Origin of the sequence: Symbiobacterium sp. (assembly GCF_040797425.1) — a bacterium.
In the GTDB taxonomy this organism is placed as follows: domain Bacteria; phylum Bacillota; class Sulfobacillia; order Symbiobacteriales; family Symbiobacteriaceae; genus Symbiobacterium.
Map to the genome: position 1 here is coordinate 78,267 of NZ_JBFNEH010000002.1, position 12,682 is coordinate 90,948.

Annotated in this window: 15 protein-coding genes and 1 riboswitch; of the genes, 10 read left to right on the plus strand and 5 right to left on the minus strand. The window is 68.4% G+C overall.

The features are described from left to right. Positions 1-30 precede the first annotated feature (30 nt). The 5 genes from AB2385_RS01105 (at position 31) to mreB (ending at position 4,173) form a co-directional block, all read left to right on the plus strand. Positions 31-723: a hypothetical protein gene (locus AB2385_RS01105; protein ID WP_367653062.1), complete on the plus strand. Its 693-nt coding sequence runs from the start codon at positions 31-33 to the stop codon at positions 721-723. A gap of 92 nt (positions 724-815) precedes the next feature. Further along, on the plus strand, positions 816-1,913 hold the full coding sequence (gene spoIID, locus AB2385_RS01110; RefSeq protein ID WP_367653063.1) for a stage II sporulation protein D: 1,098 nt from the start codon (positions 816-818) through the stop codon (positions 1,911-1,913). Positions 1,914-1,982: 69 nt separating this feature from the next. Further along, positions 1,983-2,654, plus strand: a complete 672-nt coding sequence (locus AB2385_RS01115) for a peptidoglycan DD-metalloendopeptidase family protein (RefSeq protein ID WP_367653064.1) — start codon at positions 1,983-1,985, stop codon at positions 2,652-2,654. 158 nt (positions 2,655-2,812) lie between these two features. Beyond that, complete coding sequence (gene spoIIID / locus AB2385_RS01120) at positions 2,813-3,061, plus strand: sporulation transcriptional regulator SpoIIID (protein WP_367653065.1); 249 nt, start codon at positions 2,813-2,815, stop codon at positions 3,059-3,061. 89 nt (positions 3,062-3,150) lie between these two features. Then, positions 3,151-4,173, plus strand: coding sequence for a rod shape-determining protein MreB (mreB, locus tag AB2385_RS01125; RefSeq protein WP_367653066.1), 1,023 nt, complete (start codon positions 3,151-3,153; stop codon positions 4,171-4,173). Positions 4,174-4,302: 129 nt separating this feature from the next. On the opposite strand, the gene pflA is transcribed toward mreB, so the two are convergent. The 3 genes from pflA to AB2385_RS01140 all read right to left on the minus strand — a co-directional run bounded on the left by pflA (position 4,303) and on the right by AB2385_RS01140 (position 7,761). Next, on the minus strand, positions 4,303-5,091 hold the full coding sequence (gene pflA, locus AB2385_RS01130) for a pyruvate formate-lyase-activating protein (protein WP_367653067.1): 789 nt from the start codon (positions 5,089-5,091) through the stop codon (positions 4,303-4,305). Beyond that, positions 5,092-7,320, minus strand: coding sequence for a formate C-acetyltransferase (pflB, locus tag AB2385_RS01135; RefSeq protein ID WP_367653068.1), 2,229 nt, complete (start codon positions 7,318-7,320; stop codon positions 5,092-5,094). Between the two features lie 264 nt (positions 7,321-7,584). Continuing rightward, positions 7,585-7,761, minus strand: a complete 177-nt coding sequence (locus tag AB2385_RS01140; protein ID WP_367653069.1) for a hypothetical protein — start codon at positions 7,759-7,761, stop codon at positions 7,585-7,587. 268 nt (positions 7,762-8,029) lie between these two features. Between AB2385_RS01140 and fabZ the strand changes: the two genes are divergently transcribed. The 5 genes from fabZ to AB2385_RS01165 all read left to right on the plus strand — a co-directional run bounded on the left by fabZ (position 8,030) and on the right by AB2385_RS01165 (position 11,997). Then, positions 8,030-8,476, plus strand: coding sequence for a 3-hydroxyacyl-ACP dehydratase FabZ (fabZ, locus tag AB2385_RS01145; protein WP_367653109.1), 447 nt, complete (start codon positions 8,030-8,032; stop codon positions 8,474-8,476). 87 nt (positions 8,477-8,563) lie between these two features. Then, complete coding sequence (locus AB2385_RS01150) at positions 8,564-9,211, plus strand: lysostaphin resistance A-like protein (protein WP_367653070.1); 648 nt, start codon at positions 8,564-8,566, stop codon at positions 9,209-9,211. A gap of 48 nt (positions 9,212-9,259) precedes the next feature. After that, positions 9,260-9,366, plus strand: a riboswitch (SAM riboswitch). Positions 9,367-9,470: 104 nt separating this feature from the next. After that, on the plus strand, positions 9,471-10,667 hold the full coding sequence (gene metK / locus AB2385_RS01155) for a methionine adenosyltransferase (RefSeq protein WP_367653071.1): 1,197 nt from the start codon (positions 9,471-9,473) through the stop codon (positions 10,665-10,667). A 126-nt stretch (positions 10,668-10,793) separates the two neighbouring features. Further along, the gene (locus AB2385_RS01160; RefSeq protein WP_367653072.1) at positions 10,794-11,186 is read left to right on the plus strand and encodes a hypothetical protein; all 393 of its coding nucleotides are present in this window, start codon (positions 10,794-10,796) and stop codon (positions 11,184-11,186) included. Between the two features lie 40 nt (positions 11,187-11,226). Then, entirely contained in the window at positions 11,227-11,997 is a 771-nt protein-coding gene (locus tag AB2385_RS01165; RefSeq protein WP_367653073.1) for a ComF family protein, read from the plus strand. Here AB2385_RS01165 and csrA read toward each other — a convergent pair. Both csrA and AB2385_RS01175 read right to left on the minus strand, forming a co-directional pair. Next, positions 11,977-12,237 (minus strand): carbon storage regulator CsrA, encoded by a 261-nt coding sequence (gene csrA / locus AB2385_RS01170; RefSeq protein WP_367653074.1) that lies wholly within the window; start codon positions 12,235-12,237, stop codon positions 11,977-11,979. The two genes, AB2385_RS01165 and csrA, sit on opposite strands and share 21 nt — an antisense overlap. Continuing rightward, on the minus strand, positions 12,237-12,653 hold the full coding sequence (locus tag AB2385_RS01175) for a flagellar assembly protein FliW (RefSeq protein ID WP_367653075.1): 417 nt from the start codon (positions 12,651-12,653) through the stop codon (positions 12,237-12,239). The genes csrA and AB2385_RS01175 overlap by 1 nt, the downstream gene beginning before the upstream one ends. Between the last annotated feature and the right edge of the window lie 29 nt (positions 12,654-12,682).

Below are 12,682 nucleotides of genomic sequence, written 5' to 3' on the forward strand. Positions count from 1 at the left end.
GGCAAGACTCCCCCTAGGAGGTGTTTGCCGATGCGCCAACCGGTGCTGTTGACTGCCCTGCTGCTTCTGCCGGTGTACGTGGCTCTGGCGGCGGCCCGCCCGGGGTTGGCGCCGGCCCGTGCGGCGGTCACGGGAGACGGGGGTCAGGTGGCCGCAAGCGACGTTTCCGCCGAGGAGTCTGGCATCGCGGCCCTCGGCCGGGCCGTGGCGGCCATGGGCGGGCGCCTGGAGGCAGCCGCACTCGTGGCCACGGTGCCCGCGGCCGGCCCGGAGGCAGCGGAGCGACTGGCCGCCCGCCTGGACCGGGCACCGCAGGCCTCTCCCGCCGGGCAGCGCCGCCTCGCCGTGGAGGACGGCATCGGAGGGCCTGTCCTTACCGTGGAGTGGCGTCTCCACGGCCCCGAAGCCGGCCGCTGGGACGAGGCCCACGCCGCACTCCAGGCCGCACTGGCGGCAGAAGGGCTCGAGGCGCCGGTCTACGTGGAACTCTCGGGCCGCACGGCCAGACCCGACAGTCCGCTGGCGCTGGCCGCTGCCGCGCTGGACGGCGTGGCGGCGCGGGACCGCCAGCCCTGGGCCGAAGGCCCTTCGGCTTCGGTGGCCGGCTGGTCGCGGCTGTTGCCCCCGGGCCCCTATCCGGTGAACGTTCAGGTGGCGGTGCGGCACGAGGGCGGGGAGGGCCGCTTCTGGATCGGCTGGCCGGTGGTGCGCAGCGACTACTGAGCGCGCCGGGAGCGCCTTATGTAATATCAGGGACAGGTTCCCCATAGAGATAGGGTGTCGTTCACCTGCATCCCGACTGCGGAGGAGAGGGCATGCTGCGTTTTCTCCTGGTTGCCGGGCTCGTGGTTGGGCTTGTGACCCTTGCGTTGCCGGCCGGGCTCGGCGTGGCGCTCCGCACGCCCGCGCCGCGCGCTTTGGTCACACCGGAGCGGCAGCCGTCGCCTGAAGCGTCGCCGTCCCCCGCGGCGGTGGAACCGCTTCCGCCCGCGGCGCTGCCCGCCCCTCCGTCGGAGCCCGAGGGTGCAGACTCGCTGCCCGTCAGCGTCTACTTCCCCGACCGGGACGCCGTGGAGGTCATGCCCCTGGGGGAGTACCTGAAAGGGGTGGTGGCCGCGGAGATGCCCGCCCACTTCTCCATGGAGGCTCTGAAGGCGCAGTTCGTGGTGGCCCGGACCTACACCGTGCGCCGGATGCGCCAGTTCGGCGGGTCCGGCGGCTGCCCGCTCCAGCCGGAGGCGGACGTGTGCGCCGACTACCGCACGAGCCAGGCCTACATGACCCGTGAGCAGCTGGCCGAGCGATACGGGCCGGCACAGGCCGAGGAGTTCTGGAGCCGCCTGAGTGTCGCCCAGGCCGAGACGGAGGGCGAGGTGCTCACTTACCAGGGCGAGGTCATCGACGCGCTCTACCACGCGGTCTCGGGCCGGATGACCGAGAGCGCCGGCGACTACTTCGATACTGACCTGCCCTACCTGGTGCCGGTGGACGACACCTGGGGGGCCGATGCCCCCCGCCTCGTGGAACAGCGCCGCTTCACGCCGGAGGACTTCGCCCAAGCCCTGGCGCCGGCGGGCGGCGACCCGGTGCTCGCGGTCACGGCCGCCGCCCGGGCCGGCCTCTCGCCGGTGCAGGTGACGGCCCGCACCGCCGGCGGGCGGGTGAAGGAGGTGGCTATCGGGAACCTCACCATGACCGGCCGGGAGTTCCGGGAGAGGCTCGGTTTGCGTTCCACCGACTTCCGGGTCTTCTGGCAGGACGGCCACGTGGTGGTGGAGACCTTCGGCGACGGCCACGGCGTGGGCATGAGCCAGTACGGCGCAGAGGGCATGGCCCGCGCCGGGAAGACCTACCGGGAGATTCTCACGCATTACTATACGGGCGTGAGCCTGAACCGATTATTCGACACCTAGAACCGTTCGCTGCCAATGTCTGTCTGAATTGCCAGGAAAGTGGGCAGGCTATTCACGAGGTGATCTGAAGTGAAGCCTGTGCGTGGTCTGCCCCAACTCTTTTCGGGCGGCCTGCCGCCTGAGCGTCGCCTGGCGCTTGCCGCCGCCGCAGCGCTTTTCCTGCTGATCGGCGGCATGGCGTGGTACCAGCTGCGCCCGGCGCCCGCTCCGGCCCTTCCCGAAGCCACTGGCTCTGCTGCGGCACCGGCGCCGGAGACCGAGGAGGCGGAAGCCGGCGACAGCACCTCTGCGCCTCCGGGGGAGGCGGCCGAAACCGTGGTAGACGGCGCAGAGCCTGCGGTGGAGGCGCTGGCCTGGCCGCTTTCCGGCACCCCCCGGGTGGTGAAGGCCTTCGGCTCCGTGGACGAGAGCCTGGGTGACTACCGCCTGTACAACGCCGTCGCCCTGGAGGCCACGCCGGGGCAGCCCGTCTTCGCCGCCGCCGGCGGACGGGTGGCGGCGGTGGAGGAGCACCCGGTGGACGGCACGGTGGTGGTGCTGGACCACGGCGACGGCCGGCAGAGCCGGTACGCCGGCCTGGCGGAGGTGGTGGTCGCGGAGGGCGACTCCGTGTCCGCCCGTGAGACCATCGGGTACGTGGGTCAGCCGGTTCCCCTGCGCCGGAGCTTCGGTCCGCACCTGGCTTTCAGCCTGCTGATCGACGGCGAGCCGGTGGACCCCGAACTGCACATCGAGCCGTAGCCGGATAACAGGCAGGGCGCGCGGCACCGCCCCCCCGGTGACCGAGGGGGCGGTGGCAGCGCGCCCGTTTTCCAGCGCTCCCCAGCCCCTGCGCCGTCATGTTTGCCCGCTGGCCCCAATAGACTCTACCAACCATCCAGGGCGAAGGGGGCCCAGCGGTGAAGGACCACATCTGGAAGCGTGCAATCGAGATAGGCAACCATATCTGCCGAACCAGGGACACCGTGCGGGATACGGCCGCGCTGTTTGGCGTCTCCAAGAGCACTGTGCACAAAGACGTGACGGAGCGCCTGCCCCGCATCAACCCCGAGCTGGCCGCCAAGGTCAAGCGTGTCCTGGATCACAACAAGGCCGAGCGCCACATCCGCGGGGGTGCCGCGACGCGCCAGAAGTACCTCGAGCGCTAGCCCCCGCAGCGAAGGAGTTTGCCTCCTGGCGTCGAAGCTGGAAAGACAGTGGCAAACTTTCCAGCCTTTGAACAGGGGGCATTCAAACAGTGTTTGGATGGGCGACAGATGTGGGGGTTGACCTGGGCACGGCGACGGTGCTCGTATACGTGAAGGGGAAAGGCATCGTCCTCCGGGAGCCCTCCGTGGTGGCGATGCATCGCGATACCAAGCAAATCCTGGCCATCGGCGAGGAAGCCCGTCGCATGCTGGGGCGCACGCCGGGCAACATCGTGGCCACACGCCCCCTGCGGGAAGGCGTCATCGCCGACTACGACGTGACGATGGCCATGCTGAAGGCGTTCCTGCGGCGGGTCTCGGGGCCCCGCCTTCTGTCGCGTCCCCGGATGGTCATCTGCGTCCCCGCGAACGTGACCACTGTGGAGAAGCGGGCGGTCGTGGAGGCGGCGATGGAGGCCGGAGCCCGGTCGGCGACGCTGGTGGAGGAGCCGCTGGCCGCCGCGCTGGGCGCCGGGCTGGACATCACCCAGCCCGCCGGCAACATGGTGATTGACATCGGCGGCGGCACGACGGACGTGGCCGTGCTCTCCCTGGGCGGCGTCGTGCAGACCCAGTCGATTCGCATCGGCGGCGACAAGTTCGACGAGGCCATCGTCCGGTACGTGAAGATGAAGTACAACCTGCTCATCGGCGAGCGCACGGGCGAGGAGATCAAGATCGCCATCGGCAGCGCGGGCTGCGACAGCCGCAACGAATCGATGGAGGTGCGCGGCCGCGACCTGATGACCGGCCTGCCCAAGACCGTTACGATCACCTCCGCCGACGTGCGGGAGGCGGTGGCTGAGCTGGTCACCTCGCTCTGCGACACGATCAAGGCCGTGCTGGAGGCCACGCCCCCTGAGCTTTCGGCCGACATCATCGAGCGGGGCATGGTGATGACCGGCGGCGGCTCGCTGCTGCACGGCCTGGACCGCGTGATCGCCACCGAGACCGGCGTGCCGGCCTACCTGGCCGAAGATCCGGTGTCGTGCGTGGCCAAGGGCGCGGGCCGGGTGCTGGAGGAGTTCGAGGTGCAGGACGACCACCTGGTGGTGCTGCGCAGGGTGATGTGACGAAGCAGGAGACAGGGCCGCGGCGACGTGCCGCGGCCCCTGTTCGCAGAGGAAAGCGGCCTGGACCGCACCCGTGCAGTCCAGGCCGCCTCTTCGTGATACCGGTCAGCATTTTCGGGTCTGCTCGGTTCAGCCCACGCGGATCCCCCGATCGGTGAGCTGCTTCCGAATTCGCTCCATGGTGGTGGCCGGGGGAGGCAGAACGCCTTCCAGCTGGTACGAGATCCCGAGCGCCTCCCACTTGTGCTTGCCCAGCAGGTGGTAGGGGAGGAGCTCTACCTTCTCCACCGTGGGTAAGGTCAGCACCAGGTCGGCCAGGGCTTCCACATCCGCTGGGTCGTCGGTCCAACCCGGCACCACCACGTAGCGAATCCACATCGGAATCCCCATCGCCGCGGCCAGGCGGGCCGTGGTGCGGGGGCGACGGCCGTCAACCCCCGTGAGCGCCTTGTGGCGCAGGAGGTTCGGCTGCTTGATGTCCAGCAGCAGCAGGTCGGTCTGCGCGAGCACCCGTTCGGCGCGCTCGGCAGGGGCGAAGCCGCTGCTGTCCAGGGCGGTGTGAATGCCCAGCTGCCGGCACTCGGCAAACAGGGCGGCCACGAAGTCGGGCTGGAGCAGCGGCTCACCGCCGCTCACCGTCACACCGCCGCCGGAGAACTTCATGTAGGGGATGTACTTCCGAATCTCCTCCACGAGGCTGCCCACTGTCACCTCGGTGCCGCCCCTGGGGTCCCAGGTGTCGGGGTTGTGGCAGTAGCGGCAGCGGAGGGGGCAGCCCTGCAGGAAGACCACGAACCGGAGCCCGGGGCCGTCCACGGCCCCGCAGCTCTCCACCGAGTGAATGCGGCCCGTGCGGAGCGCACGGCCGGGTGTCGGTACGAGGTGGACCCGCCCCACCCCGCCAGCTACTTCCGTCATCTACAGGCTCTCGTGGAACGTGCGGCTGATCACGTCGAGCTGCTGCTCGCGGGTCAGCTTCACGAAGTTCACGGCGTAGCCGGAGACCCGCACCGTGAGCTGCGGGTAACGCTCAGGATGCTCCATGGCATCCAGCAGGGTCTCGCGGTGGAGGCAGTTCACGTTCAGGTGATGCCCACCCTGGCTGGTGTAGGCGTCGAGGATGGCGATCAGGTTGCTTCGCCGCTCTTCCGGCGTCTTGCCCAGCGCGGCGGGCACGATGGAGAAGGTGTTGGAGATGCCGTCCTTTGCGGCGTCGTACGGGATCTTGGCCACGGAGCTCAGCGAGGCGATGGCGCCCTTCTTGTCGCGCCCGTGCATGGGGTTGGCCCCCGGCGCCAGGGGAACGCCCGCCTTCCGGCCGTCCGGCGTGGTGCCGGTGTGCTTGCCGTAGACGACGTTGGAGGTGATGGTGAGCACCGAGAGCGTGACCTCGGCGTTCCGGTAGGTCTTGTTCTTGCGCAGCTTCTCCAGGAACTCCTCGACCACCTCACGGGCGATGCTGTCCACCCGCTCGTCGTTGTTGCCGTAGGCCGGGTACTCGCCCTCGATCGCAAAATCCACGGCGATGCCCCGCTCGTCGCGAATCGGCCTCACCCTGGCGTGCTTGATCGCCGAGAGCGAGTCGGCCACTACCGAGAGTCCGGCGATGCCGCAGGCCATCGTGCGGTAGATGTCCCGGTCGTGCAGGGCGAATTCCAGCCGTTCGTAGTTGTACTTGTCGTGCATGTAGTGGATGATGTTGAGTGTGTTAATATACGTCCGGGCCAGCCAGTCCATCATCTGGCTGAAGCGCTCCCGCACCTCGTTGTACTCCAGCACGTCGCCTGTGATGGGCTGGAGCTTCGGGCCCACCTGCTGGCCGGTCTTCTCGTCGACGCCGCCGTTGATGGCGTAGAGCAGGCACTTGGCCAGGTTGGCCCGGGCGCCGAAGAACTGCATCTGCTTGCCGATCCGCATGGCGGAGACGCAGCAGGCGATGCCGTAGTCGTCGCCCCACAGCGGGCGCATCACGTCGTCGTTCTCGTACTGGATCGCCGACGTGTCGATGGAGACCTGGGCGCAGAACTTCTTGAACCCTTCGGGCAGACGGTGCGACCAGAGCACGGTCAGGTTCGGCTCGGGTGCGGGGCCCAGGTTGTAGAGGGTCTGCAGGAAGCGGAACGAGGTCTTGGTGACCAGGGTGCGGCCGTCCAGGCCCATGCCGCCGATGGACTCGGTGACCCAGGTGGGATCGCCGCTGAACAGCTCGTTGTACTCGGGGGTGCGCAGGAAGGCCACCTGCCGCAGCTTGATGATCAGCTGGTCCACCAGCTCCTGGGCGCCGGCCTCGTCAATGAGGCCCCGCTCGAGGTCGCGCTCGATGTAGATGTCCAGGAAGGTGGAGATGCGGCCGATGGACATGGCGGCGCCGTTCTGCTCCCGGATGGCGCCGAGGTAGCCCATGTAGAGCCACTGCACGGCCTCGTGGGCGTTCTCTGCCGGCCGGCCCAGCTCGAGGCCATACCAGTTGCCGAGTTCCTTCAGCTCCTTGAGGGCGTTGATCTGCTCGGTCAGCTCCTCGCGCAGGCGGATGGTCTCCTCGTCCATGGTCCAGGGCTCGGTGGCCGCCTTCTCCCGCTGCTTCTCCTCAATCAGCCGGTCGACGCCGTACAGCGGCACGCGGCGATAGTCGCCGATGATGCGGCCCCGGCCGTAGGCGTCGGGCAGACCGGTGATGATGTGGTTGTGGCGGGCGGCGCGCATCTCGGGAGTGTACGCGTCAAACACGCCCTGGTTGTGGGTCTTGCGGTACTTGGTGTAGATGGTGCGCCAGCGCTCCTCGGGCTGGTAGCCGTAGGCCTTCATGGACTCCTCCACCATGCGCCAGCCGCCGGCCGGATAGAAGGTCCGCTTGCCGGGCTCGTCGGTCTGCAGGCCGACGATCAGCTCCAGGTCCCGGTCCACGTAGCCGGGGGCGTGGGAGAGGATGCCAGCGGGGGTGGACGTGTCCACCTTCAGGGGGCCATGCTTGGCCTGCTCTTCCTTGAAGATGGCGAAGACCTTCTCCCACAGGGCCTTGGTGCGCTCGGTGGGACCGGTCAGAAAAGAGGCATCGCCCTCGTAGGGGCGGTAGTTCTGCTGGATGAAGTCACGGGTGTCGATGTGCCGCTGCCAGCGGCCGGGCCGGAAGCCTTCCCATGCGATCATGATCGTCCTCCTGGTGAGCCGGTTGTGCAAATTGTATATGCACTCCGGTGAAATGCTGTTTTTCACCGGCGAAATGTCGTTTTTCGGCGGTGAAATGCATGCGCGGGAACTACCCTCAGAATAATGGGTGGGGGCGGAGGGCGCCATCACTCCCGAGATGGATCTTCCCGATAGCACCAAAGCACTGGTGCAGGTAGTCCCCGTCATGCAGCGAGGGGAGCGGAGTTCCGCTCCCCTCGTCATCATGGTCGCTCGGCGACATCGCTAGCACCGGCTCACGTCGGGGTGGCTGAAGGTGAACTCGCCGCCCCACTCGTCGGGCTTGAAGTCCAGCACGGCCCCGTCGAACCAGTGCGCCACCCGCTGATCCAGGTAGACGCGCACGCCCTCGTTCACGATCGTCTCGTCCGTGTCGCTCGGCTCTTCCAGAGCCAGTCCCAAACTGGGACCGCCTCAGCCGAAACCCTGTACGAAGATGCGGAAGCCCACCTTCTCCGGCTTGTCCGCAAGGCGCCGGGAGATCTCGGCGGCGGCTTCCGGGGTGATCTGAATCATGCGATGCAACACCTCCGCTGTTGCGAGCCATACCCCGTGGGGTAATCGTACCGCCTATGGCGGCCCGCGTCAAGTCTCGCTCCCGGAGAGGAGAGGAGGCGCATTCGGGGGAATACTCAACATAAGAATTCCACTTATCAGGGGGGCGTATCCGCTGGACATCAGGGAGATCATGGCCATCATCCCGCACCGGTACCCGATGCTCCTGATCGACCGGGTGCTGGAGCTGGAACCGGGCCGCCGCGTGGTGGCGGTGAAGAACGTGTCGGCCGGCGAGCCGGTCTTCCAGGGTCACTACCCCGGCAACCCGATTTTTCCGGGGGTGCTGATCCTCGAGGCCATGGCGCAGGCGGGTGCTGTGGCGGTACTCTCGCAGCCGGAGCACGCCGGCAAGGTGCCGCTCTTCGCCGGCATCGACGACGCCCGCTTCCGCAAGCCCGTGCTGCCCGGGGACCAGCTGCGCCTGGAGGTAGAGCTGGTGGGCATCCGCCGGGGGCTGGGCGTCGGCAGGGGAAAGGCGTTCGTGGGGGACGAGCTGAAGGCGGAGGCCACGCTGAAGTTCGCGCTGGTCGACGAGGCCGTTGTCCGGGAGGCGGAGTAATTGCTATAATGCCAATCTGGCGAAAGGGGAGAAAGCATGTCTCAGCCAGATTGGCGGCGAGGGGATCCCTGGGGCTGGAGGGAGTTGGTGGCCCTCCTCCTGTTGGAGTTCGTGTTCGTCATGGCGGTGGTCAAGCGGGGACTGCAGGGGTTGTACGAACAGTGGAGCGCGAACCCCGTGGTTTCCGGGACCCTGACCGGGCTGACCATCGCGCTGGTTCTGATCGGCGGCCTCTATCTTGTGGCGCTGCGCCCCCGGCGCCTCCCGTGGTGCGAGGTCGGGCTGCGGCCTTTCCCCGCCCGCACGTGGGGGCTGATCCTGCTCTGGACGGTCATCGCACTGGCCGGGAGCATCCTGGCCATGGAGCTCACCCGCCTGGTCGGCAACACCTACGCGAACGCGAAGACCGAGGGCTTGCGCGCCAACATGAGCCTGGTGACCGTGACGGTCGCCTTCGTCTCCGCCTGCGTGATCTCGCCTGTGTATGAGGAAGTGTTCTACCGGGGCTTTCTCTACCGTTGGTTCCGTACCCGCACCGGTGCGGGGTGGGCCATGCTGCTGAGCGCGCTCGTCTTTGCAGTTGCCCACTGGCCCACCTGGAACGTCCTGCCGGTCGCGCTGGTGTGCGGCTTGGTGTTCGCATGGGCCTACGAACGGACCGGCTCCGTCTGGCCCGCCGTCTTCGTGCACGGGCTGATCAACCTGGTGGTTCTGGTGAGCACCAGTCTTGCTTGACACTCAGAGCGGGCGGTGGTATTCTAGCATAGCACGTAGAACAGAATACTCTTATCGAGAGAAGCGGAGGGACTGGCCCGATGAAGCTTCGGCAACCGCCTGGGCAGCCAGGCAAGGTGCCAATTCCAGCCGGGTACACTACCGGGAGATAAGAGGGAAGCGCAGCGCCATCCAACCCTCTTCGTTCCGAAGGGGGTTTTTGATGTGTGCGATCGCGGACGCCCGAGCGCCGCACCCACCGAGGAGGTAACGGACGAACATGGTTCAGCAGAAGGGGCGGTATCTCTTCACCTCTGAGTCTGTCACCGAAGGGCATCCGGACAAGATGGCCGACCAGATTTCCGACGCGATTTTGGACGCCCTCCTGGCGGTCGATCCCAGGTCGCGGGTGGCCTGTGAAACCCTGCTGACCACGGGCCTGGTGATCGTTTCCGGCGAGATCACCACCGAGGCGTGGGTGGACATCCCCGGCCTCGTGCGCGACGTGGTGCGCGACATTGGCTACACCCGGGCCAAGTACGGCTTTGACGGCTCGACCTGTGGCGTGATGACCGCGATCGACCCGCAGTCGCCGGACATCGCCCAGGGCGTGGACGTGGCGATCGAGGTGCGCGGCAAGGTAGAGGAGAAGGAGCTGGAGATCGGCGCGGGCGACCAGGGGATGATGTTCGGGTTCGCCTGCGACGAGACGCCCGAGCTGATGCCGATGCCCATCAGCGTCGCCCACCGCCTGGCCCGGCGGCTGGCGCAGGTGCGCAAGAACGGCACCCTGCCCTACCTGCGGCCCGACGGCAAGACCCAGGTGACGGTGGAGTACGAGGACGGGCGCCCGCGGCGCATCGATACCATCGTGATCTCTGCCCAGCACGACCCGGACACGACCCAGGAGCAGATCCGCAAGGACATCATCGAAAACGTCATCCACGAGGTGATCGACCCCCGCCTGCTGGACGACCGGACCCGTTACTTCATCAACCCCACCGGGCGGTTCGTGGTGGGCGGCCCGCAGGGCGACACGGGGCTGACCGGCCGCAAGATCATCGTGGATACCTACGGCGGCTACGCCCGTCACGGCGGCGGCGCCTTCTCGGGCAAGGACCCGACCAAGGTCGACCGCTCCGGCGCCTACGCCGCCCGCTGGGTGGCGAAGAACCTCGTGGCCGCCGGCCTGGCGACCCGCTGCGAGGTCCAGGTGGCCTACGCCATCGGCGTCGCCCATCCGGTCTCCGTCCTCGTGGACACTTTCGGGACGGGGAGGCTTCCCGACGACCGGATTGCCGAGATCGTGAAGGAGGTCTTCGACCTGCGGCCGGGCGCCATCATCCGCGACCTGAACCTGCGCCGCCCGATCTACCGGCAGACCGCTGCTTACGGCCACTTCGGCCGCCCCGACCTGGATCTGCCCTGGGAGCGCACCGACCGGGTCGATGCCATCCGCCAGCTGGCGGGCCTGTAACCGCAAGCAAAAAGCACGCCGCGCGATCGCCGGCGTGCTTTTTTTCAATACTCTGCCCGCTTGAGCGCCTCCCTCGCACCTCCTCCCGGTTCTGCTTCATACCCTACCCATCAGGAGGGGGTGGCGGTGCGGGAAGGTCTCTTCTGGGGCATGCTGGCCCTGGCGGCCTACGGCGCGGTGAGCGCCGCGGCGCAGGTGGCGGAGCTGATCGGCCGCATCCGCTCCGCCGCCGAGCCGGTGGCCTACGTGGTGCTGGTGCGCGACCAGGCGGAATGGCTGGAGGACGCCGTGCTCCAGTTCGCCCGGGAGGTGGACGCGGAGCTGGTGCTGGTGGACCTGGGCTCGCGGGACGAATCCGCTGCGGTGCTGGCCCGGCTGGCCCGGCGCCTCGGACACGTGCCCGTGCTGGAACTGGGCCACCTGCCCCGGGAGGAGGCCATCGCCCGGGCGGTGGCGGCGGCGGAGTCCCCGCGTGTCGTGGTGGTGGAGCTGGGACGAAATCTGGAAAAAGAAGGATAACACAACCCCCGCGGCGAAGTGCGCCCGGGGGTGAACCGCGTTGTGGAAAACCGTTGTCGAGGGGCTGGTGACCCTCCTCTGGCCGCAGCGGAGCACGTGCGTGACCTGCGGCGGGCCCTTGGCGTACACACTGCCGCCGCTGGCCACCATTGCGGAGACCGTGCCGGTGTGCGACCACTGCTGGGCGGCGATGCCCTTCGGGCCGGACGTGCGCCTGTGTGCCAACTGCAGCCGCCCCATCACCGGGGGGTGGGGGCTCTGCGTGGAGTGCGTGGAGCCGCCGCCCTTCGGGCGCGTCTGGGCCCTGGGCCTGCACCGCGGCGCCCTGCGCACGGCGGTGCACCATGCGAAGTTCCGGGGGCGGCAGGCCCTGGCCCGGGCCCTGGGCGAGCGGCTGGCCGCCCGTGTAACCGACCCGCCGGAGGTGATCATCCCGATCCCGCTGCACACGAGCCGCCAGCGGGAGCGCGGCTACAACCAGGCGGCCTGCATCGCGCATGGTCTGGCCGCGCAGCTGGGCGTGCCGGTGGCGGAAGGGGACCTGGTCCGGCTCCGGCGCACCGGTGAGCAGACCCGGCGCGACCGGCAGGCGCGGTGGCAGAACCTCGCCGGCGCTTTTGGGGTGCGCGGCGGACGGGTGCCGGCGTGGGCGGGCCGGGACGCCCTGCTGGTGGACGACGTGCTCACCACCGGTGCGACCGCGGCCGCGGCGGCCCGCGTCTTGCGGGCGACCGGCGCCCGCAGCGTCAGCCTTGCGGTGGTGGCCGTCTCCGACAAGCCCATTCCGGCTTCACGCATCTTCGCCGGATGACCGGTCTTTCAGCGCCTCGAGCAGCGCGGCCGGCAGGGCGGCGGGCGGCTGGGCCGACTGCCGGTTGGCGGCCACCACCTCGTCGTAGATCTCCTTGCGCAGGACGGTGACCGACCGGGGTGCCGTGATGCCCAGGCGCACTACCGCCTGCGGGCCGTTGCCGCGCACCTGCACGATCTTGATCTCGATGTCGTCGCCGATCAGGATGGACTCGTTCAGGCGTCTGGAGAGGACGAGCATCAGAGGGCCTCCTCGTGGGGCGTGGGCTTCATCCTGTGGAAGAGGCGCTCGCGGGTCTGGTACCGGTCGTCGGACAGGATGATCTGCCGCGCTTTCCGCGTGAAGGGATTGAAGAGCAGCGGGGCCCGCAGGTTGGCCGTCGCCTCCTGCACCGACTCGGGCACCCGGGCGATCGCGTAGAGCAGCACCTGCTCGGGGTTCTCCGCGCCCACCGCCTCCAGGTCTTCCGGGGGGATGTCGGGATCGTAGTCGGGGAAGAAGGCTAGGGGGTAGACCAGGGTGAAGCCCACCTCGGGCTGGTCCAGGGCCAGGAGTTGCTTGAACACGTCGCCGCCGCCGGGGACGTCTGCTACCACGAACCGCTTGAGGTCGGGAAACCCGTAGAGTCCCGCCGGAAACTCGAATACGTTCTCCATTGTGAGCCCTCCGTCCGCTGGATCCGTGC